This window comes from Ruegeria sp. N8, from assembly GCF_056531325.1.
This window is the reverse complement of record NZ_JBQFLQ010000001.1, coordinates 1-21,223: the sequence shown is the minus strand read 5'-3', so window position 1 is coordinate 21,223 and position 21,223 is coordinate 1. Positions and strand designations below refer to the sequence as shown.

Genomic DNA, 21,223 nt, shown 5'->3' with positions numbered 1-21,223 from the left:
AAACAGACCCGAGGCACGAATGACCCACCCGAGTGAACAGTTCGAAGGCACCCCGCTGATTGCGCCTTCCACGATTGAGCACCCCTTGTATGAAGCGGTGGTCGAGGCGTGCCGGTCCGTCTATGACCCTGAGATTCCGGTCAATATCTATGATCTGGGCCTGATCTACACCATCGACATCACGGCCGAAAACGCCGTCAAGGTCATCATGACCCTGACCGCGCCGGGCTGCCCTGTCGCGGGCGAAATGCCGGGCTGGATTGTCGAAGCTGTCGAACCGGTGGCCGGCGTCAAGGAAGTGGACGTAGAACTGACATGGGAACCGCCTTGGGGCATGGAGATGATGTCCGACGAGGCCCGTCTGGAACTGGGCTTCATGTAAGCAAACCAGCTGTCGATGACTAAACCGCCCTCAATCACCGGGGCGGTTTTTTATTTGATACCGCAGGTGGATTTAATTTCTTCCGCCCGCGCGTCCAGCGCTTTGACGTAATCACCAGAGAGCATCGACAAATGTTTCTTCTCGGTCCCGGTGATAAGGCCCAGCAGCGCACCGGCTGGAAGGATTGAAACAACGCTTGCAACCTGTTGATCTTGAGCGTGTTTTTTCTCAGCCGCGATGGCGCGCAAATCCCCTGGCGCAGTGGCGCAATTCACCGGATGCCGCTTTTCATCGGTTTGAGCCGCAGCAGCACCAGCAAACGCCGCGAGGGCAATTAACGGCACCGCTTTTAGTCCACTAAGCTTTAGCGAAAAATTCATCCTGTTGCCCTACCTGCAATGTTCTCTGCTCAACTGAGTGCAAGGCTAGGACGAAGGCGCGGCGTTAGGCAAGCGTAGGTTGCACATGTGCCTACCTGAGTGGAAAACTTAGGTAAGCACGTCTGCTATGTCTTGAGACTGCCCCACCAGAGGACTAAGTTATAAACAACGCGTGACGACGGAGACGAAAATGTTTGGCATTCCCGGCAAACAGGCCGTGACCATGACCCCAAAGGCTGCGGCCCAGATTGTACGCCTGATGGAATCGGGCGGACACGCGGGACTGCGCATTGGCGTCAAAAAAGGCGGCTGCGCAGGCATGGAATACACCATGGACTACGTGGACGAAGCCGACACCAATGATGAGGTGGTCGAACAGGACGGCGCGCGGGTGATGATCGCCCCTATGGCGCAGATGTTCCTGTTCGGAACCGAAATCGACTATGAAGTCTCGCTGCTGGAAGCCGGTTTCAAGTTCCGCAACCCAAACGTGGTCGATGCCTGCGGATGCGGCGAGTCGATCAAGTTCGACGAGACCCTGTCAGCGCAGAATTAAGACGCCGTTTTCAAGTGAACGTAGGTTTCGTTGAACCGCCGGGTCAGGTGTTCTCCGGCTGAAATCACTTGGTCCGACTCAGGCGGCGCAACATTGGTGTCATAGGACGGGTTAAAAAACAGCGGCACCGAAACCCGTTCATCCGCTCCTCCGACGACCCTGTGCATGGTCGCTTTGACCTGCCCTGCGGTCCAGAACTCCAGCATTTCCCCGAAGTTGATCACGAAGGTGCCGGGGTCGGCTTGGACCTCGGCCCAACTTCCATCCGGCAATTGCGCCTCAAGCCCCGGAGTGCCATCCGTCGCCAGCAAGGTAAGACAGCCATAATCCGTATGCGCGCCGATCCCGAAATCACGCGCCCCCGCCCAAACGGGACGTTGAGGGTAGAAGTTGCCGCGCAGCAAAGCCATCGGCGTGTCAAACGCCACATCAAAGCTGCCCGCGTCGCCGCGGCCCAAAGCAACGGAAATCGCTCGCAAGATACGCATCGCAACGGCACAAGCGTCACCATAGTAGCCTTGAATCATGTGCTGAAAACCAGACGGCGCGTCGGGCCATTGGTTAGGGGCGTAAACGCTCAAGTCCCGGTCGGCATAGGCACTGTCCTTGGGCAGATCGAAACCGCAATCGAACACCTCTTTGTAGTCCGGATTCGCATCGGGATCGACTTGTTCGGAATGCGGCGCACCCCAGCCTCGATTTGCCCCGGTCTTTGCCATGTCGACGCGGCTTTTTTGCGCCTCGGGCAGGTGGAAAAACGCTTTGTAAGCGGCTAGGACGGCTTCGATCCTCGCCTTGTCTAATCCAGTGTTGGAGACGCGCAGAAACCCAACGTCGCTAACGGCGCGCCGCAATCTGGCCAGTTCCGCCACATCACGGGCGTCCAATTTCGCAAGATCCAGTGTGTCGATCATCTCTGCCTCATTAGCTCGCGCGAGTTCTGTCGATTTCTGCGATGGTCTGCAACCGGAATTGTCACGACCCCCGGCGGGTGTTATCCGAAACACAAACAAAAATTCTTGTGGGAGTGTGTGCGATGCGGCGCAAGCTGGCGGCTGGTAACTGGAAAATGAATGGAATGTCGGCCGAGCTAGAGGAGTTGAGCACCCTCGCCCGCATGTATCCGTCCCCCACGGTCGATGTGCTGATCTGCCCGCCCGCAACCTTGCTGTACCGCGCAGCCAGCACCGTGCAGGCCACAGATATTCAGGTTGGCGGTCAGGATTGCCATGCAAACGCCTCTGGCGCCCATACCGGAGATATCAGCGCCGGAATGCTGCTGGATGCCGGGGCGTCCGCGGTCATTCTGGGCCACTCTGAACGGCGCGAGGATCACGGTGAGCAAAATGAAGACATCCGTGCCAAGGCCCGTGCTGCCATGGACGCAGGGTTGAAAGCCATCATCTGTGTCGGAGAAAGCCTGGAACAGCGCGAAGCAGCCAACACCCTGGATATCATCGGCGGTCAGATGTCGGGCTCGATCCCTGATCAATCAACCGGTGAGAACCTGATCGTCGCTTATGAACCCATCTGGGCTATCGGCACGGGCAAGGTCCCCACCCTCGACGAAATTGGCGAGGTCCACGACTTTATCCGCACCCGTCTGGAACGTCGCTTTGGCGAGGGCGTGGGCCGCTCGGTCAGGCTACTTTATGGCGGGTCGGTCAAACCCGGCAATGCCGCAGACATCTTTGCCGTGTCCAACGTGGACGGGGCATTAGTCGGCGGGGCCAGCCTGAAAGCGCAGGATTTCGCGGGCATCATCGACGCGCTGCAAAACGCCTGAGCGTCACGCCAGTTTCATAGTTACCAAACCGGCCAAAATCAGGGCCGCTGCAATCAAGCGCGGGGCTGTCAGGGCCTCGCCTAGAAACATGACGCCGATCATGAACGCTCCAACCGCACCGATCCCGGTCCAGATCGTATAGGCCGTGCCGAGTGGCAAATCCCGCATAGCCAGTGCCAGCAAGCCAAAAGACCCGATCATCGACACGCCCATCAGCGCGGTCGGCCAAAGCCGGGTGAAACCAACCGATTGCTTCATCGCAACGGCCCAGACGATTTCCAACAAACCGGCGAATAGCAGAAAAATCCAGGGCATAGAGGCACCTCATATCCGTTCGGGTCGTCCCGAATGATCAACCAAAGTGGTGAGGTCGTCCTCTGCCCTCCAGATGGGCATGACCCGCAATTCGTCAAGAAGGGCGCAAAGGAAAAAGCCGGGCCTCTGGGGCCCGGCTTTCATGTGGTTCACGGCTAGTTCGTTATGATCTCTGGCCCCATGAATGTGTTGGGCAAGAAGGTCGATATCCATGGGATATACGTGACCATGATCAGGAAGACGAACAGAACCGCCAGGAAGGGCAGCGCCGCCTTCACGACGCTCATCATCGGCATTCCGGCCACGCCCGAGGTCACGAACAGGTTCAGCCCGACCGGAGGTGTAATCATCCCAATCTCCATGTTGACCACCATGATGATGCCCAGATGGATCGGGTCGATGCCCAGTTCAATCGCAATCGGGAACACCAGAGGTGCCACGATGACCAGCAGGCCCGAAGGCTCCATGAACTGACCGCCGATCAGCAGGATCACGTTCACCACGATCAAGAAGGTCACAGGTCCCAGACCCGCCGACAGCATGGCACTGGCGATGTGTTGCGGCACCTGCTCGTCGGTCAGCACATGTTTCAGGATCAGCGCGTTGGCGATCACGAACAGCAGCGTGACGGTCAGCTTGCCTGCCTCGAACAGCGTATGCTTGGTATCGGGGTGGAAAAAGGCCGTCACCAGCGCATAGGGCTTTTTGATCAGCGGCAGATTGGGTTGCCCTTCTTCCGTGCTGAGCGGGCCCATGTCCTTGTAGACGAAGCTGGCAATCAGGAAGGCATAGACGGCGGCCACGGCCGCGGCTTCGGTCGGAGTAAAGATACCGCCATAAATACCACCCAGAATGATGACGATCAGGAAAAGGCCCCATCCGGCCTCGCGCGCCGAGGCAAAGATCTCGCCCCATCCTTTCCACTCACCTTTGGGCAGGTTCTTGACCTTGGCCATGACATAGATGGTGATCATCAGCATCAGACCTGCCATCAGGCCCGGAATGACCCCTGCAAGGAACATGCGCCCGACCGAGACCTCGACGGCGGCTGCATAGACAACCATCACGATCGACGGCGGGATCAGGATGCCCAGCGTACCCGCGTTACAGATCACACCAGCGGCGAATTCCTTGGAATACCCCACCTGACGCATCCCTGCGATCACGATCGAGCCGATGGCCACAACGGTCGCCGGGGACGACCCCGACAGTGCCGCGAACAGCATACAAGCAAACACGCCCGCAATCGCCAGACCACCAGGCAAATGCCCAACACAGGCAATCGAGAAGCGTATGATCCGCCGCGCCACACCGCCCGTTGTCATGAAAGACGACGCCAGAATGAAGAACGGGATTGCTAGCAGGGTGAAATGCCCCTCGAATGCCTCGAACAGCGTGCCTGCGACCGAGGCCAAAGAACTGTCAGAATAGATCAGCAGGAACAGGGTCGAGCTAAGGCCAAGCGCCACCGCAATCGGAACACCGATCAACAGCAGGCCAATGACCATTGAGAAAAGAAGAACGACGTCCATCAGTCATGCACCCCTTGTTGTGCGCGGACTTCTTCGATCTCGTCCTCGACTTCGTGGCTGGCGACAAGGCGGTCGGTTTCGCCGCGCCAGATTTGTACTGCAACCTGAGAAAAGCGGATCACCAGCAGGATCATCGACACCGGCAACACCAGATACGGGATCACCTTGGGCAGCTTTTCATAGCCCTCGCCATAGTTGATCATGTCTTCCAAAAACCGCAGCGGCGCGACCATTGGGATGTCGTCAACCTCGTAAAAGCTCTGGCTGCGCGCACCGGTATCGAACCCGGTCGGGAACCACCGGCCTGAGGTCGGCGGCAGATCCGCGAAGACGGCCCAATAGTCATAGGACCCCTTCAGCAGCAGCAACGAGAAGACCAGACAGCACGCCACCGCAATCAGCGCCAGGATGCGTCGCGGCGCCGGGGCCAGCATGTTCAGGATCGCATCCACGCCCAGATGCGCGTGTTTCTTCACTGCATAGGACGCCCCCAACAGCACCAACCAGCCAAAGGTGAACACTGTCAGTTCCAGCGCCCACAGGATGTTAGAATTAAAGACGAACCGCGCGATGACGTTGGCGAAGGTGACGACGGTCATCACCCCCAACAACAGCGCGATCATCGTCTCTTCGATATGGTCGATCAGCCCGCCAGAGCCGGGTTTCGCACCAGACATCTCATTGTCCCCGCATTTTGTGTGATGAGAATAATTGGGGCGGGCCTGTTTCAGCCCGCCCGGCCCGCGCGTCGATAACTCCCCAGTCCCCCGGCGCGCGGACTGCTCGGATTAAAATCCGGCGTTGATCGCCTGTGCAGCGTCGATCTTGTCCTGACCCACATCGCCAGCGAACTTGTCCCAGACAGGCTTCATCGCATCGACCCAAGCCTGACGCTGGTCGGCGTTCAGCTCACGAATGGTGCCCCCGGCGTCGATCACCGACTGCTTGGCCGCTTCGTTCACCGCAAAGGCTTCTTTGTTCCGCGTCTCGGTGACTTCACTCAGGATCGTCAGGAACTGATCGCGCACTTCGGGGTCCAAGCTGTCCAGCCAGTCAACCGAAGTCACAACCAGATAGTCGATGATGCCGTGGTTGGTCTCGGTAATACCGTCCTGCACTTCGAAGAACTTCTTGCCGTAGATGTTCGACCAGGTGTTCTCCTGCCCGTCCACAACGCCCTGCTGCAAAGCACCATAGACTTCCGAGAACGCCATTTTCTGCGGGCTGCCACCAATGGCTTCCATCTGCGCGACCAGCACGTCCGAAGACTGAACACGGAACTTCAGGCCATCCGCATCCAAAGGATCAACCAAAGGTTTGTTCGCCGACATTTGCTTCATGCCGTTGTGCCAAAATGCCAGCCCCTGCAGGCCACGGCGCTGCATGCTGTCCTTCATCGCTTGACCGTCAGCCGAGGCTTGGAATGCGTCCACCGCATCAATGTTCTTGAACATGAACGGCAGGTCGAACAGACGGAACTGCTTGGTGAACTTTTCAAACTTCGACAGCGACGGCGCGGCCAGTTGGACGTCGCCCTGCAGCATCGCCTCCAGCACCTTGTCGTCATTATAGAGGGTCGAGTTCGGGAACACCTCCATGCACATAACGCCGTTCATCTCGTCATTGACACGCTGCTCCAGCAACGATGCAGCAATCCCCTTGGGGTGCTTGTCGGTGTTGGTCACATGCGCAAACTTCACCACGATCTCGCCGTCGTCACACGCCGCCATCCCAGCGGTCGCGGTCACGGTCAGCGCCAGTGCGGTTGCGGCTGTTGTCAGGAATTTCATCTGTCCTATCCTCCCAGACTTCACAAAACTTCTCCCAGACGCTCGACGAGCGCCTCATGCCGGGCAGTGAACCGAATCGCCTCTTACCGCTCAACTTTTTGTTCTGAATGCCGGTTGATTGTATTTTTTTGTTAATTAACAGTTCATTACAAGCCGCGCGAACAGATCTTTGGCTGCTATCCTTGAGCGACGTGCGAAATTTCGCACAAGCCCAAACCCCTTCTGTGCGGTTTTCCGCACAACTTGATTCGCCCATCGAGAATCACCACCCAATCAAGCGCAACCACAGTTCGCGTCAGCGAACTGCCCGGCCCAACCGCCTGACCTGCATGAAATGCAGAGAAAGCGGGCGGGAGCACCTACCTGCGATAATCCTCGGGCCGAATGCCATAGCGAGCCAGCTTGTCGTAAAATGTCTTGCGCGGCAGTTTCAGCGCCTTGGCCGCGTCCGATGCTTTGCCGTTATGGCGCCCCAGCGCCGCGATCAAAAGTGACCGCTCAACTTGGGCCATCTGCTCGCTCAGACCCAACTCAGTGGCGGCGCCCACCTCATCCGGCATCCCAAGCACAAAGCGCATGGCCGCTGACATCAAGGATCGGGCATTCCCTGGCCAATCTTGCGACATCAAGGCCGCCAAATGTTCGGAAGAGATGTCAGGTACTGCAATGCCAGCCTGTTCCGCAGCCTGCGCGACGTAGTGGCGAAAGATCACCGGGATATCCTCGGGCCGCTCGGACAGGGACGGGATGCGCACGCGCATCACATCCAACCGATAGAACAGGTCCGCATGAAACTGCCCTGTTGCGGACAGATCCGCCAGATCCGCAGTGGTGCCGGCGATGATCCGTGCCCCAACCCCCTGCTCGATGATTTCAAGCGCCGCATATTGGGTGTCTTTCGGCATCACCGAAACCTCGTCAAGGAACAGTGAACCACCAGCCGCGTCCTCACACACCTGCTGCAAAGACTGAACCGACATGCCCGAAGCGGGCCGCTTGACGAATGGACCCTGCGATTGCGGTGACATCAAATGAACCACCTCAGCAACCTTTGATATCCCACTGCCCGCAGGTCCTGTCACCAGAACCTCGGCCCCAGTCGGCGCAACTGAACGCACCCGGTCCCGCAACGCCTCCGACCGCGCAGACAGACCAAACAGAAGCCGCGCCGCCGGGTCGCCCTTTTCCAACTCCTGTTTCAAGGCGCGCTGTTCCAGCACTTGCCGCCGCGCCAGATGCGCCCGTTCCAGCACCTCAAGCAGATCAGAGGCCGCACAGGGCTTTTCCAGAAAATCGAACGCACCCTTGCCCATCGCCCGAACGGCCATTGGAATATCGCCTTCGCCTGTCAGCAGGATCACCGGCAACTCGGGATCAATCTCCAACGCGTAGTTCAAAAGGTAAAACCCGTCCCGTCCGGGCATGCGGATATCCGAGACGATGACCCCCGCAAAATCCGCGCGAATATGGTCCTTGGCCGCAACAAAAGAACCTGCCGTGACCGGCGCGTAATCCGCCAGTTCCAGCGTTTGCGCCAATGCCTCGCGGACCGCCGCGTCATCATCGACCAGAAGAACCTTGCGTGTCATACCACTTCATCTTCCCGAAAATACTCCAGTTCAACCGTAAAGGTCGCCCCTGGATTCGAGTTCACACCGCGAATATTGCCGCCAAAGCTTTGCACCAGCCCGTACGAGATCGAAAGACCTAGCCCCATCCCCTCTGAGGAGCCGACCTCTTTGGTCGTATAAAACGGTTCGAACAGTTTTTCCGTATTTTCAATCCCCGGACCGATATCGCGGACTGTCACCGACAGCTTTTCGTCATCATGTATTTCAATGTCGATCCGCCGCTCGGGTTGCTGGCTCATGGCGTCGGCGGCGTTGTTGATCAGGTTGACGAAAACCTGCCCTAGACGCACCTCTCCGCCCCACGCGAACACAGGCCGCACCGGAGGGGTCCAGTCCAGAACCACCCCATCCGCGCGCAAACGCGCCTCGGTCAGTTCGATCGCGGTTTCGATGACCTGCACCAGATCAACCTTGCTCATCGGCTCGCTTTCATTGCGCGCAAACGCCCGCAGGTTCTTGATGATGCGGGCCATACGTGCGGCCATATCGGAAATGCGGGTTAGGTTCTCAGCGGCCTTTTCCTCGCGTCCACGGGTCAGGAAAGCGGTTCCATTATCGGCGAATTGCCGGATCGCCATGAGTGGCTGGTTCAACTCGTGACTGATCCCAGCAGACATCTGCCCCAATGCGCTGAGTTTTCCAGCCTGCACCAATTCTTCCTGCGCGTGTTTCAGGGCGGTTTCCGCCTCCTGTCGCTCATGCACTTCGCGGCGCAGAGCGGTGTTGGCATCCGTCAGTTCATGAGTGCGTTGCGCCACGCGGCTTTCCAACTCGACATTGGCCAAGGCCAAAGTGCGCCTGCGCTCGGTGGCCAGATACAACAAAGCCCCAAAGGCCAGACAGATTGCCGCCACCGTCGCCGCCTGCAACCCGGCCAAGCGCAGGGCCGGAGCAACATCGACCAGCACTTCGGCCGTCATGTCGATCACTGGCAGATCCAGCGTCAGATGCAAGGCACGTTGCGGTAAATACCGACCCCAATCGACCTCCCACAACTCATGCGGTCCCACTTGGACCGAGGCGAAGGCCACGGACTCACCGGTTGGCGGAGATAGCCCCAGTTGGCCGTCGTCACGGCGCCAGAACAACAGGTCCGAGCGATTGGAGATGAACACGACCCCCTCGGCATCGACAAAGAAAACAGCCTCGGTACTGCCGCGCCACGTCTGCTCGACATCCTGCACGTCGGCGATGACCATTAATGCCCCGTCCACCTGCCCTTCGGGGCCAAACGCGGGGGCGGCGTAAGAATAGATCCGGTCCCCGGTCGCGTCTAACACCCCATGCGCACTGCCCATCGCGCCCTGCAAGGCACGCTCAAAGGCAGGGTGATCGGCCATATTGGTCTGTGCCGCCGGTTGTGCCGAGGCCAGAACCTGACCGTCGCGGTCCAGATAGATCATATCGACCGCCGCTGTCTTATCGGCAACATCCAACAGCACGAAGCGCGCTTCGCGCCGTTGTGCTTCGGTCTCCAGCGTGTCGAAAGCAGGATGTGTGGCCATCAGTACGGCAAGTTCCTGATAGACCTGCATCTGAGTGCTCAGCCGGTCGGCAGCGAGTTCCAGATCAGCCTCAGCCTTGTCACTAAGTTGCAGCAGCGCCTGCCGGTAGCCGTATGACCACACCCCTGCCGCCAACAGCGCGACAGACAAGACAAATCCCAAAACAACCCAAACCCTTTGCATGAAATAGGGTCTTGCATTCACCGGGCCTCATGGCAAGTGTCCTTGGAATGAAGACGCTTACCCAATCCCCGGTTGCACCGGACTTCGTCCAAAACCCCTACCCTTTCTATCACCATGCCCGCGCATCCGGCGATCTGATTTATTGGGACGACTATCAGATTGTGGCCGCCGTTTCGCACAAGGCCGTGCAAACGTTGCTGAAAGACCGCCGCTTTGGCCGTGAAACCCCAGCCGAGATGCAAAAGCCGGGTCCAAGGCACCTCGCCCCATGGTTGGCGATCGAGGCGCATTCCCTGCTTGAGCTGGAACCACCCCGCCATACTAGATTGCGGGCCTTGGTGATGCGCGCCTTCACCTCGCGCGCGATTACTGCGCTAGAGCCCGCAATACGGGACCTGACCCACGCATTGATCGACGATTTCCCGGATTCCCCGTTCGATCTGCTGGACCGGTTTTGCACCCAAGTGCCCGTGATCACCATCTGCCGCCTGCTGGGCGTACCCGAGGAGATGTCGCCGGACCTGCTGCGTTGGTCCCATTCCATGGTCGCCATGTATCAGGCCAGCCGAACGGCACAGACCGAACAAGATGCAGCCGCAGCCTCGCAAGAATTCACTGATTTCCTGAACAGCTATATCGACCGCCGTCGCACGGATTCGCGTGATGACCTGATCACCCGGCTGATTGCAGCCGAGGAAGATGGCGAGAAACTGACGCGCGATGAATTGGTCGCCACTTGCGTCCTGCTGCTGAACGCCGGACATGAGGCAACCGTGCATTCGCTGGGCAACGGCGTGAAGACAGCGTTGGAACTAGGCCTTGATCGCAGCGTCTTTCAGCCGGGTGTCACAGACGGAACGGTCGAGGAAATCCTGCGCTACGATCCGCCGCTGCACATGTTCACGCGCTATGCTTACGAAGACGTCACCCTGTTCGACCACAGTTTCAAACGCGGCGACGAGGTGGCCTTGCTTTTGGGGGCGGCGAACCGCGACCCGGCAGTATGGACAAACCCAGATCAGTTTGACCCAACCCGCCCGGTTGTCACCAACACCAGTTTTGGCGGCGGCTTGCATTTCTGTGTCGGGGCGCCGTTGGCACGGCTGGAAATGCGAGTCGCGCTGTCGATCCTGTTCAATCGGTGCCCCTCTCTACGCCTGAGCGAAGCACCGGCCTATGACAACACCTATCACTTCCACGGCTTGCAGCGCTTGATAGTGGAAACCTGAAACTATCCGTCGACCAAAGCACCCAAAGGCAACATCGTGGTGGACTTGATCTCCTCCATCGATAGCAGCGCGGTCACGTTGTGGACCCGCACTTCCGAGATCAGGGTCTGGTAGAACTCATCATAGGCGCGCGCGTTCTTGACCCGCACTTTCAGGATATAATCGATATCGCCCGCCAGCCTGTGCGCCTCTTGCACTTCGGGCCGATCCCGCAGGGCCTTGAGGAACTTGCGTTGCCAATCGGCCTCGTGCTCTGAGGTGCGGATCAACACAAAAAACGTAGCCTCGAACCCCAGCGCCTCGGCGTCCAGCAAAACGGTCTGCTGACCGATGACTCCGGCCCCTTTTAGCTTGCGGATCCGATTCCAGACCGGGGTCTTGGAGCTGCCAACCCGCGCTGCTATTTCGTCCAGCGATTGACTGGCATCGCGCTGAAGCTCAACCAGAATTTTCCGATCCGTGTCGTCTATTCGCACCGACATTCCAATTTTTCCCTCGTTTCGAAACCCACGTTCCACATTTCAATTCAACAGGAACGTATGTTCTTATTTATGCGCCCATATGGCGCAATACTGGGAATATTTCCTATATTGCAGGTCAAGTCAAACCAACCGGAATCAACTATGCAAGACGCACGTTCATATGATGGCACAGGGCATGTCGACTTTGTCGGCGCGGGCCCCGGCGATCCTGAATTGCTGACGCTCAAGGCGCTGCGTGCGTTCGAGCGCGCGGATGTCATACTGCATGACCGCCTGATTAGTGCCGAGGTTTTGGCAATGGCGGGAAAAACGGCTGCTCTGGTTGATGTGGGTAAAGCCGGTTTTGGTCCTTCGTGGAAACAGGCGGATATCGACGCCCTATTGGTGGAACATGCGTTAAAAGGTCAGCGGATCGTACGCCTGAAATCCGGTGATCCTACCTTGTTTGGTCGTCTGGACGAAGAGATCGAGGCCGTTGAAGCCTCAGGCATCTCTTGGACCATCATCCCCGGTATTACGGCTGCCTCGGGCGCTGTGGCGGGTATCGGCCAAAGCCTTACCCGGCGCGGCCGCAATTCCTCGGTCCGGTTCTTGACCGGCCACGACTTGAAGGGCTTTGCCGATCACGACTGGGCAGCACTGGCGCGTCCGGGCTCTGTCGCGGCAATCTATATGGGCAAAAAATCGGCTCGGTTCATCCAGGGCCGCCTGATCATGCACGGCGCCGACCGCGCCACGCCCATCACATTGGTGGAAAACGCCTCGCGCCCTGATCAGCGCATCGTGTCAACCAATCTGGACCAGTTGCCCGCCGATCTGAACGCCGCCGAAATGGACGGCCCCACCCTGACTTTTTACGGCCTTGCCCCGCGCCAAGCGGCCAAGACCCTGACCGAATTCAAGAAGGAGCACGCCTGATGGCCCGCGCTTTTACCCCCAAAGTCGTCACTGCGAATGACCTGCTAGAAGGCGACGTGATCTACCTGACCGCCGATGACCGTTGGTCGCGCGACCTGGCCGAGGCCGAGCTGATCACCGACGAGGCCCACGCTCAGGTCCGCCTGCTGGATGCCGCGCGTCAAGCCAATAAGATCGTCGGCGCATATCTGGCCGATGCAGTGGCCGGTGAAAACGGCCCCGAACCCACCCATTTCCGCGAGGACTTCCGCCGCACCGGCCCGTCCAACTATGCCCACGGCAAGCAGGAAACAACAACGCAGCCCCGGGCCTGATCTCTGGCCCTCTCTCTCCCCAAAAAGGCCCCAAGGTATCGGGGCTGCAACTAAGGACAGCTAATCATGTATCGCTACTCCGAGTTCGACACAGCATTTTTGGCAGAACGTAACAAGCAGTTCCGCGCCCAGGTTGAGCGTCGCATCGACGGCTCGCTGACTGAGGATGAGTTCAAACCCTTCCGCCTGATGAACGGCCTGTATCTGCAATTGCACGCGTACATGCTGCGCGTCGCCATTCCTTATGGCACGCTGTCCAGCGCGCAGATGCGCCAACTGGCCTTGCTGGCCGAGAAGTGGGACAAGGGTTATGGCCATTTCACCACCCGCCAGAACATCCAGTATAACTGGCCTAAGCTGAACGACGTTCCGGATATGCTGGACGCGCTGGCCGAGGTTGGCATGCACGCCATCCAGACCTCGGGCAACACGATCCGCAACGTGACCGCCGACCATTTCGCCGGTGCCGCCGCGGACGAGATCGCCGATCCTCGCCCCTATGCCGAACTGCTGCGCCAGTGGTCCACCGATCACCCGGAATTCCAGTTCATGCCGCGTAAGTTCAAGATCGCCATCACCGGTTCGGAAAACGACCGTGCTGTAATCAAAGCGCACGACATCGGCCTACAACTAGTTGAACGCGACGGCGTTCTGGGCGCCCGCGTGATCGTGGGCGGTGGTCTGGGCCGTACGCCGATGATCGGCAAGGAACTGTCGGATTTCGTCGCCTTTGACGACCTGCTGGCCTATCTTGAAGCGACTGTGTCTGTTTGGAACCAGATCGGCCGCCGTGACAACAAATACAAAGCGCGCATCAAGATCACCGTTCATGAAAACGGCATCGACACCATCCGCGCCAAGGTAAACGAGCGCTTCCTTCGGGTCCGCCCCCAATTCAAAGGCGCCGATATGGCGTTGTTGGAAGAGATCAAGGGCCACTTTGCAGCGCCTGATTTCCGTAAGGGCTCGGTCGCGTCCTTTGAGAGCGCCTATACCAACGATCCAGTGTTCCGCTCGTGGGTCGATACCAATATCGCGCCGCATAAGAACGCGGACCACGCGATTGTCACGATCTCGATCAAAAAGCACGGCGCGACACCGGGTGATGCGACCACAGAACAGATGCGCGTGATGGCCGATTTGGCTGAAGAGTTCGCTTATGATGAGCTGCGCATCAGCCACGAGCAGAACGTGATCCTGCCGCATGTCCACAAATCGGACCTGCCCGCGATCCACGCCAAGCTGAAGGAATACGATCTGGCCACCGCAAATATCGGCCTGATCAGCGACATCATCGCCTGCCCCGGCATGGATTACTGCGCGCTGGCCACGGCACGTTCGATCCCGGTTGCACAGGAAATCGCAACCCGCTTTGACGATCTTAAGCTGGAGCATGATATCGGCCACCTGAAGATCAAGATCTCGGGCTGCATCAACGCTTGTGGTCACCACCATGTGGGTCACATCGGCATTCTGGGTCTGGATCGTGCAGGCGTCGAGAACTACCAGATCACTCTGGGCGGCGACGGCACTGAAACGGCAGCCATCGGCGACCGTACCGGTCCAGGCTTTGCTAATGATGAAATCGTCCCGGCGGTCGAGCGGATCGTGAACACCTATTTGGAACAGCGCGACAGCCCCGAAGAAGAGTTCCTGCAGACCTATCGCCGTGTCGGCATGGCTCCGTTCAAGGCAGCTCTGTACCCCGAGGCTCAGGCGAATGCCGCTTGATCTGATCCAGACGGAACTGGGCAAAGACCGCAGCGAACTGACCGAAAAAGTCGAGGCGCTGAACGCCCGGTTCCGGCACCACAGCGCGCATGACGTGATGCACGGTGCCATTGACCAGATTGAAGATCTTGCCCTGGTGTCCAGCTTTGGGGCCGAGTCGGTGGTGTTGCTGCACATGGCGGCGGTGGTCGACAAGATGACCCCGGTGCTGTTTGTGGACACTCAGATGCTGTTTACCGAAACGCTGGAATACCAGCAGGAGGTCAGCGAACGTCTGGGGCTTAAAAACGTGCAGATCATCCGCGCCGAGGACGAGGATGTGAAGCGCGACGACCCCTATGGTGCCCTGCGTCTGCGGGATACGGATGCGTGCTGTAACTTGCGCAAGACCTTCCCGCTGCAACGGGCCCTGACGGGCTACTGCGGCTGGATCACCGGGCGCAAACGGTTTCAGTCCGGCACCCGCGCCGCGCTGGAGTTCTTCGAGGTCGAAGACGGCACTGGCCGGATCAAGGTCAACCCGTTGGCCCATTGGGCGCCCGAGGATGTGCGCGCCTATATGGAAGAAAACAACCTGCCCCGGCATCCACTGGTGGCCAAAGGATACCCCTCGATCGGTTGTGCGCCCTGCACCTCGCCGGTCAAAGAAGGCGAAGACCCTCGCGCCGGACGTTGGCGCGATCAGAACAAGGAAGAATGCGGCATCCATTTTGTCGATGGCAAGATGGTGCGCGCCGGAGAGACAACATGAACGTAATCGTAAATGATGAGGGCTTTGCCCCCGACGACTGGACCGATGGGTTTGTTACGCTGGAAGACGCCGCCAATGACGTGGTTGCGTTGGATGTGGCCTCGGACACCGATCCGGATGAGCTGTTTGAACGTCTGGGCAGCGCCAAAATGGTGCGCGTGGACTTTCCGTCGTCGGCTGATGGGCGCGGCTTTACCATTGCCCGCATTTTGCGCCTGAAAGGCTATACCGGCCGTCTGCGCGCCCGCGGCCATGTGCTGGCGGATCAATTCGCCATGGCTCGCCGTAGCGGCTTTGACGAGGTCGAGATCGACCAGGCACTGGCCCAGCGTCAGCCCGAGGATCAGTGGCTGGCCCGGTCGAACTGGGAAGACAACAACTATCAGGCCCGCCTGCGCGGTTAAGACCGCCATCGGTCAGCTTGAGGACAGGACGTGGGGGCAACTGCCCCCTTTTCCTGACGTGGATCAAAGATTAAACGGAGATGCCGGTTTACCCAACTGGCGGATATAACGATGACAGAGATGAAACCAGTGAGTGAAGCAACCGCCGTGAAGGCCCCCGTTCTGCCCGACGCCCAGACCGTCACCGACGTCAAGCATTGGACCGACAGCCTGTTTTCCTTCAAAGTGTCGCGCCCGGCCTCGCTGCGGTTCCGCTCGGGCGAGTTTGTGATGATCGGTTTGATGGGCGATCCCGACCCCAAGACCGGCCGCCAAAAACCGCTTCTGCGCGCTTATTCGATCGCGTCGCCCTCCTGGGACGAAGAGCTGGAGTTCTACTCGATCAAGGTGCAGGACGGTCCGCTGACGTCAAAGTTGCAACATATCAAACCCGGCGATCAGATTATCCTGCGGCCCAAGCCCGTTGGCACGCTGGTACATGACGCCCTGCTGCCCGGCAAACGCCTGTGGTTCTTCGCCACCGGCACCGGCTTTGCGCCCTTCGCCTCGCTGCTGCGCGAACCGCAGACCTATGAAGATTATGATGAGGTCATCATCACGCATACCTGCCGCGAAGTGGCCGAACTGGAATACGGTCGTCAGTTGATCGAAGACATCCGTAAGGACGAGATGCTGGCCGAGCTGATGGGCGAAGGTTTCGCCGACAAGATCCGATACTACCCGACCACCACACGGGAAGAGAGCCCCAAGATGGGCCGCATCACCAACCTGCTGCAAGACGGCACTGTCTTTGCCGATCTGGGTATCGAAGGTGGCATCAAGCCGGAAACCGACCGTGCTATGGTCTGTGGCTCACTGGCCTTTAACCTCGATATCAAAGCCATTCTGGAAGAGTTCGGCCTGCGTGAAGGCGCGAATTCCGAACCCAAGGAATTCGTCATCGAAAAGGCCTTTGTAGGCTAGTCAGGCCGCGCCGGTCACCGGGTTACCCCTGACCGGCGCATAAACCTGCTGTGAAACCACCGAAATTCCATCGTTTTGGCGTGGATCACGCTTGAATCAGGCACCGGAGCGGTCTAAATTTCGGGCTCGAATTTCTGCAATCATCAAAGGAATGAACCCATAGCCCGCAGACCTCACAACGCGCCGCCTCAGAGAGATACCGGCCCGCGCGTCAATGAAAGAATCCGTGCCCCCGAAATCCGCCTGATCGGCGCTGATGGAGATAACGTCGGGGTGGTTCATCCCGCCAAAGCCATGCAACTTGCCGCAGATGCGGGCCTAGACCTGGTCGAGATTTCCCCAAACGCGAACCCGCCGGTCTGCAAGATCATGGACTTTGGCAAGTTCAAATACGAACAGCAGAAACGCGAAAGCGAAGCGCGTAAGAAGCAAAAAGTCATCGAGGTGAAAGAGGTCAAGTTCCGACCCAACACCGACACGCATGACTATGACGTCAAGATGAAGAACGTCTTCAAGTTTCTGGAAAAGGGCGACAAGGTCAAAGTCACTCTGCGCTTCCGAGGCCGTGAGATGGCACACCAGAATCTTGGGCGTGAACTGCTGGAGCGCGTGGCAGAGGACATCAAGGATCTGGGCAAGGTCGAAAACATGCCCAAAATGGAAGGCCGTCAGATGATCATGATGATCGGGCCGCTTCCTCAGAAGTAATCAGAAGTACCGGATGTTATTCAAAGCCCCCCGCCGTGGGGGCTTTTTTCTGTTCATCCTGCCGTTCACGCAGCCACACGATTGAGTCGTTCAAGTCAAATCCCAATGAGATCAGATCGACGATCAAAAGCAGAACCAGAAACCGAACAAATCCGGTGGTCAGCGGAGTTCCATCCGTTAGCAGGATTATGATGATCGCCACCATCGGCACCCAGCAGATCAGATGAGGCAGAGCCATGGCCTTGGACATGCCGCGTGCGGCCCTCATGATCGGAATATTCAACGCCATTCCTGTCACGGCCAAGGCCGCAATCAGTGCACCCTGCGGTTGATCAACAAAAGCCAGAGTGCCGAGATTCACAGGCACAAGGATGAACGTCATCCATAACTGTACCCATAGTGGCAGTGCCCGAAAACTTGACCAAATGTCTGCGATCATTACTCACACCCATTCACAATAAAATAATGAATAAGTGTATTAATTACACAGGAGTTGTCAGTACACAAACACGTTATACGACTGCGGCCAAAGAATTACTCAACTTTGTGACCATTTCGCCAACCTGAGTCTCCTTTAGAATGAAAGGAGGAGCCAAAAGAACGTGGTCTCCGAATCGCCCATCGCGTGTGCCTGACATCGGGTAGCAGATCAAACCTTCCGCTAAAGCGGCCTTTTTGATCTTGGTAGCCACACCCTGTGACGGATCGAAGGGGGCTTTGGTTGCACGGTTCGCGACCAGCTCGATTCCACGAAAAAGCCCCCGCCCCCGAATATCCCCGACATTGGGGTGCTGACCGAACTCGGCAAGCAAAGCGTCCTGAACCGTCGAACCCATCTGCATCACGCGCTGCGGCAGATCCCGTTCGATCATCTGTGTTACCACGGCCAGTGCCGCTGCTGTTGCCACGGGGTGGCCAATATAGGTGTGACCGTGCTGAAAAAAGCCCGAGCCGTCTCGGATTGCGTCATAAATCTTCCCGGTGCACATCATGGCCCCGATCGGCTGATATCCCGCCCCCAGACCTTTGGCAATGCACAGGATATCGGGGGCGACACCCTCATGATCGCAAGCGAACAGATGCCCTGTGCGCCCCATACCGCACATTACTTCGTCCAGGATCAGTAACACACCGTACTGGTCACAAATCTCGCGGATTCGTCTGAAATACCCCTCGACCGCCGGTACCGCACCCAATGTTGCCCCAACTACGGGTTCGGCCATGAACGCCATCACGCTGTCCGGTCCCAACCGCAGGATTTCTGCCTCAAGCGCGTTTGCGACCCTCTGGCCATAGTCAAAGCTACTCTCATCCTCGGGTTTCTCGCCGTATTCGTAGCAGGCCGGGATATGAGACATCTCGATCAGCATCGGCGCAAACTGCGCGCGCCGCCATGCGTTCCCGCCGGCCGATAAGGCCCCCAAGGTGTTCCCGTGATAGCTTTGACGGCGCGCAATCACATGACACCGGTCTGGTTGCCCGATCTCAAGAAAATATTGCCGCGCCAGTTTTATCGCGGCCTCGGTCGCCTCGGATCCGCCCGATACAAAATAAACGCGGTCCAGATCACCCGGCGCGTGTTTGATCAGCAGATCCGCCAACGCCTCGGCCGGTTCCGAAGTCATGAACCCCGAATGGGCAAACGCGATCTTTCCAACCTGCTCTTGAACAGCGGCAATCACCGCAGGATCCGAGTGGCCAAGGCAAGACACAGCCGCATCGCCACAATCCAAATACCGACGCCCCCGAGAGTCGATCAGATAGCATCCGTCGCCTCCAACAGCAGTTGGCAGATCAGCCTTGGTATGGCGTGGAAAAACGTGGCTCATGATCTGATACCTTTCAAAGTTTCTACCAAAGCGGCAACAGATGCCGCGTTGTCGGCCCAAGGGGTTCCGGCGTGGTCCGTCAGACTGTTTTCAAACCCGACACGCACATCTCCACCCTTTTTCGCAGCCATCGCAAGGCACGCATGTTCCCGCGGCCCAAAAGCACAGACCATCCAGGGCCCATCGACCGGCGGCAACCTGTCCAAATCCTCGGGCGATGAATTCATCCCTGCCGAATACCGCCCCAGAACCAACAGATGCTCCGACTGTTCCATTCGCACTATGCCCGACGCGCGCCATTGCGCCAACAAAGCAACGTCTGCTGCATTATAAAGGATATGCTGAACCCGCGTCCCCTGTTCGGCACATAGCCCATAAACCCGATCTGCGAGGTCCGGCGCACGCGCAATCTCGCGCACAGAAACCGAGGCCCAACCCGGCCTCACCCCGGCCAGACAGTCGTACTGTGCTTGCACGTCATACAGACCGACCGCTTCGGTTGTGATCTGGATGTCCAGCGTCGGGACTTGTCTACGCAGCTCGGCAATCGTTTCCAGATATTGCCCCGCGTCCAAACTATGCCGTCCCTGCGTATCGCGTATATGTAGGTGAAGACCCTGCGCCCCGGCCCCATGACATTCCTGCGCCGTCGCCGTGATCTCATCCAGCGTCACTGGTAGATGGGCATGATCCTTAAGCCCGCGCCGCGCCCCGTTTGGCGCAACCAGAACATAGGGTTTGTTGGGCGTCTTCTGGGCAGACATTGGCACATCCTTTTGAACACCTCGGACATGACGGTTCGCTTCAATGTTTTCAATTTGCCTTTTTCAAAACATTTGTTTTTATGGGGAACATGACACTCAATTCCCTAACCCGACGCTTGCGCAGTACAATCGATCAGTTGCCCCCAGCCCTGCAAGCGGCCGCAAAATATGTACTCGACCATCCCGGCAATATAGCGCTGGACCCAATCCGAGTGTCTGCCGACAAGATCGGCGTAAGCACCAATGTGTTGGTCCGGCTGTCCGAAAGACTTGGGTATGACAGCTACGAGGCCTTCCGCGCACCCTTTCGCCATGCTCTGCTAACTGATCGGGAGCGACACCTGAACCAAAGCTGGGTAGCGGAATTGCGCGAAGGCACGCCCGCCGATCAGGCACAGGCCAAATTCGCCGAAACCACACTGAATGTAACAACCCGATCCCTTCGGTTGATGACGCCCGAAAAAACGGCGCAGGCGCTGGATGTCATCACGTCCTCTCGGCGCTGCTTTGTCACCGCCACCCGCGCCAGCTATGCGCTATCCTACTATTTCTCGTATGTGGGCCGAATGGCACATCCCGGAATACAGTTGATCCCACGACATGTTGGCGCAGCCAGCGATGACCTCGTGGACGCGACACAGCAAGACTGCCTGCTGGCCATCACCGTTCACCCCTATTCCGCAGATACAATCCAATCGATGCGCTCTGCGCTGGCCCGCCGGATGCGCCTCATCCTGATCACCGACAGCGAGGTGGTCGCACCAGGCATTCAACCCGACGTCCTGTTCCCGGTCAGCACAAGATCCCTGCATCACTTTTCTGCATATTCCGGCGCAATGGCTGTCCTTGAATGCCTTCTTGGGCATTTGTTCGACGCAGGCGGTGCAGACGCACTGAACCAAGTTCAGGCCTACGAAAAAGCCAGGGAACAAAACGGCGCGTATTGGGCTCCCTCCAAAACACCACGTATCCGGCGATAAAAAAGCCCCGCTTTTGTTGCGGGGCTTTTGGGTTCGTTTTTCTAGGCGGTTACGCGCAGGCTTGTACGGCGCGTTTGGTCATGACGCTGA

General features: G+C 58.2%; 24 protein-coding genes. 12 read left to right on the top strand and 12 right to left on the bottom strand.

Features of this window, described 5'->3' with window-relative positions; translation table 11 throughout:
* Nucleotides 1–19: 19 nt before the first annotated feature.
* Complete coding sequence (locus tag ACR0C5_RS00120; RefSeq protein WP_480873652.1) at nucleotides 20–382, top strand: SUF system Fe-S cluster assembly protein; 363 nt, start codon at nucleotides 20–22, stop codon at nucleotides 380–382.
* A 50-nt stretch (nucleotides 383–432) separates the two neighbouring features.
* On the opposite strand, the gene ACR0C5_RS00115 is transcribed toward ACR0C5_RS00120, so the two are convergent.
* Complete coding sequence (locus ACR0C5_RS00115) at nucleotides 433–762, bottom strand: hypothetical protein (protein WP_237217154.1); 330 nt, start codon at nucleotides 760–762, stop codon at nucleotides 433–435.
* 190 nt (nucleotides 763–952) lie between these two features.
* Between ACR0C5_RS00115 and ACR0C5_RS00110 the strand changes: the two genes are divergently transcribed.
* On the top strand, nucleotides 953–1,318 hold the full coding sequence (locus ACR0C5_RS00110) for a HesB/IscA family protein (protein ID WP_170769624.1): 366 nt from the start codon (nucleotides 953–955) through the stop codon (nucleotides 1,316–1,318).
* Here ACR0C5_RS00110 and ACR0C5_RS00105 read toward each other — a convergent pair.
* A complete protein-coding gene (locus tag ACR0C5_RS00105; RefSeq protein WP_480873649.1) occupies nucleotides 1,315–2,232 on the bottom strand; it encodes an isopenicillin N synthase family dioxygenase in 918 nt (305 codons plus the stop codon). The two genes, ACR0C5_RS00110 and ACR0C5_RS00105, sit on opposite strands and share 4 nt — an antisense overlap.
* A gap of 122 nt (nucleotides 2,233–2,354) precedes the next feature.
* Here ACR0C5_RS00105 and tpiA point away from each other — a divergent pair, with 122 nt between their 5' ends.
* Complete coding sequence (tpiA, locus tag ACR0C5_RS00100) at nucleotides 2,355–3,104, top strand: triose-phosphate isomerase (protein WP_480873647.1); 750 nt, start codon at nucleotides 2,355–2,357, stop codon at nucleotides 3,102–3,104.
* A gap of 3 nt (nucleotides 3,105–3,107) precedes the next feature.
* Here the strand turns inward: tpiA and ACR0C5_RS00095 are convergent, their stop codons facing one another.
* The 6 genes from ACR0C5_RS00095 to ACR0C5_RS00070 all read right to left on the bottom strand — a co-directional run bounded on the left by ACR0C5_RS00095 (nucleotide 3,108) and on the right by ACR0C5_RS00070 (nucleotide 10,060).
* Nucleotides 3,108–3,419 carry a DMT family transporter gene (locus ACR0C5_RS00095; RefSeq protein ID WP_170791734.1) on the bottom strand — a complete coding sequence of 104 codons (312 nt, stop codon included), beginning with the start codon at nucleotides 3,417–3,419 and terminating at the stop codon, nucleotides 3,108–3,110.
* A gap of 155 nt (nucleotides 3,420–3,574) precedes the next feature.
* Complete coding sequence (locus tag ACR0C5_RS00090) at nucleotides 3,575–4,951, bottom strand: TRAP transporter large permease (RefSeq protein WP_170786590.1); 1,377 nt, start codon at nucleotides 4,949–4,951, stop codon at nucleotides 3,575–3,577.
* On the bottom strand, nucleotides 4,951–5,628 hold the full coding sequence (locus ACR0C5_RS00085) for a TRAP transporter small permease (protein ID WP_170769619.1): 678 nt from the start codon (nucleotides 5,626–5,628) through the stop codon (nucleotides 4,951–4,953). The genes ACR0C5_RS00090 and ACR0C5_RS00085 overlap by 1 nt, the downstream gene beginning before the upstream one ends.
* Before the next feature lie 111 nt (nucleotides 5,629–5,739).
* A complete protein-coding gene (locus ACR0C5_RS00080; RefSeq protein WP_480873644.1) occupies nucleotides 5,740–6,741 on the bottom strand; it encodes a DctP family TRAP transporter solute-binding subunit in 1,002 nt (333 codons plus the stop codon).
* 359 nt (nucleotides 6,742–7,100) lie between these two features.
* Nucleotides 7,101–8,330 carry a sigma-54-dependent transcriptional regulator gene (locus ACR0C5_RS00075; RefSeq protein WP_170769617.1) on the bottom strand — a complete coding sequence of 410 codons (1,230 nt, stop codon included), beginning with the start codon at nucleotides 8,328–8,330 and terminating at the stop codon, nucleotides 7,101–7,103.
* Nucleotides 8,327–10,060: a sensor histidine kinase gene (locus ACR0C5_RS00070; protein WP_480873641.1), complete on the bottom strand. Its 1,734-nt coding sequence runs from the start codon at nucleotides 10,058–10,060 to the stop codon at nucleotides 8,327–8,329. The genes ACR0C5_RS00075 and ACR0C5_RS00070 overlap by 4 nt, the downstream gene beginning before the upstream one ends.
* Before the next feature lie 47 nt (nucleotides 10,061–10,107).
* On the opposite strand from ACR0C5_RS00070, the gene ACR0C5_RS00065 reads away from it, so the two are divergent.
* Nucleotides 10,108–11,289 (top strand): cytochrome P450, encoded by a 1,182-nt coding sequence (locus ACR0C5_RS00065; RefSeq protein WP_480873638.1) that lies wholly within the window; start codon nucleotides 10,108–10,110, stop codon nucleotides 11,287–11,289.
* Nucleotides 11,290–11,291: 2 nt separating this feature from the next.
* Here the strand turns inward: ACR0C5_RS00065 and ACR0C5_RS00060 are convergent, their stop codons facing one another.
* Complete coding sequence (locus ACR0C5_RS00060; protein WP_170769614.1) at nucleotides 11,292–11,771, bottom strand: Lrp/AsnC family transcriptional regulator; 480 nt, start codon at nucleotides 11,769–11,771, stop codon at nucleotides 11,292–11,294.
* 141 nt (nucleotides 11,772–11,912) lie between these two features.
* On the opposite strand from ACR0C5_RS00060, the gene cobA reads away from it, so the two are divergent.
* The 7 genes from cobA to infC all read left to right on the top strand — a co-directional run bounded on the left by cobA (nucleotide 11,913) and on the right by infC (nucleotide 17,560).
* Nucleotides 11,913–12,689 carry a uroporphyrinogen-III C-methyltransferase gene (gene cobA / locus ACR0C5_RS00055; RefSeq protein ID WP_480873636.1) on the top strand — a complete coding sequence of 259 codons (777 nt, stop codon included), beginning with the start codon at nucleotides 11,913–11,915 and terminating at the stop codon, nucleotides 12,687–12,689.
* Complete coding sequence (locus tag ACR0C5_RS00050; protein WP_170786582.1) at nucleotides 12,689–13,003, top strand: DUF2849 domain-containing protein; 315 nt, start codon at nucleotides 12,689–12,691, stop codon at nucleotides 13,001–13,003. Before cobA ends, ACR0C5_RS00050 begins: the two co-directional genes overlap by 1 nt.
* A gap of 66 nt (nucleotides 13,004–13,069) precedes the next feature.
* Entirely contained in the window at nucleotides 13,070–14,734 is a 1,665-nt protein-coding gene (locus ACR0C5_RS00045) for a nitrite/sulfite reductase (protein WP_480873632.1), read from the top strand.
* Entirely contained in the window at nucleotides 14,724–15,485 is a 762-nt protein-coding gene (locus ACR0C5_RS00040; RefSeq protein ID WP_170769610.1) for a phosphoadenylyl-sulfate reductase, read from the top strand. The genes ACR0C5_RS00045 and ACR0C5_RS00040 overlap by 11 nt, the downstream gene beginning before the upstream one ends.
* Nucleotides 15,482–15,889, top strand: a complete 408-nt coding sequence (locus ACR0C5_RS00035; protein WP_170786575.1) for a DUF934 domain-containing protein — start codon at nucleotides 15,482–15,484, stop codon at nucleotides 15,887–15,889. Before ACR0C5_RS00040 ends, ACR0C5_RS00035 begins: the two co-directional genes overlap by 4 nt.
* A gap of 111 nt (nucleotides 15,890–16,000) precedes the next feature.
* On the top strand, nucleotides 16,001–16,852 hold the full coding sequence (locus ACR0C5_RS00030) for a ferredoxin--NADP reductase (RefSeq protein ID WP_170769608.1): 852 nt from the start codon (nucleotides 16,001–16,003) through the stop codon (nucleotides 16,850–16,852).
* A 117-nt stretch (nucleotides 16,853–16,969) separates the two neighbouring features.
* On the top strand, nucleotides 16,970–17,560 hold the full coding sequence (infC, locus tag ACR0C5_RS00025) for a translation initiation factor IF-3 (protein ID WP_456239037.1): 591 nt from the start codon (nucleotides 16,970–16,972) through the stop codon (nucleotides 17,558–17,560).
* A gap of 16 nt (nucleotides 17,561–17,576) precedes the next feature.
* On the opposite strand, the gene ACR0C5_RS00020 is transcribed toward infC, so the two are convergent.
* The 3 genes from ACR0C5_RS00020 to ACR0C5_RS00010 all read right to left on the bottom strand — a co-directional run bounded on the left by ACR0C5_RS00020 (nucleotide 17,577) and on the right by ACR0C5_RS00010 (nucleotide 20,153).
* Nucleotides 17,577–17,942: a hypothetical protein gene (locus ACR0C5_RS00020; protein WP_237215911.1), complete on the bottom strand. Its 366-nt coding sequence runs from the start codon at nucleotides 17,940–17,942 to the stop codon at nucleotides 17,577–17,579.
* A gap of 130 nt (nucleotides 17,943–18,072) precedes the next feature.
* A complete protein-coding gene (locus ACR0C5_RS00015) occupies nucleotides 18,073–19,389 on the bottom strand; it encodes an aspartate aminotransferase family protein (RefSeq protein WP_480873628.1) in 1,317 nt (438 codons plus the stop codon).
* Entirely contained in the window at nucleotides 19,386–20,153 is a 768-nt protein-coding gene (locus ACR0C5_RS00010; protein ID WP_170786569.1) for a beta-keto acid cleavage family enzyme, read from the bottom strand. Before ACR0C5_RS00010 ends, ACR0C5_RS00015 begins: the two co-directional genes overlap by 4 nt.
* Before the next feature lie 89 nt (nucleotides 20,154–20,242).
* Here ACR0C5_RS00010 and ACR0C5_RS00005 point away from each other — a divergent pair, with 89 nt between their 5' ends.
* Entirely contained in the window at nucleotides 20,243–21,133 is an 891-nt protein-coding gene (locus ACR0C5_RS00005; RefSeq protein ID WP_480873625.1) for a MurR/RpiR family transcriptional regulator, read from the top strand.
* Nucleotides 21,134–21,223 lie beyond the last annotated feature (90 nt).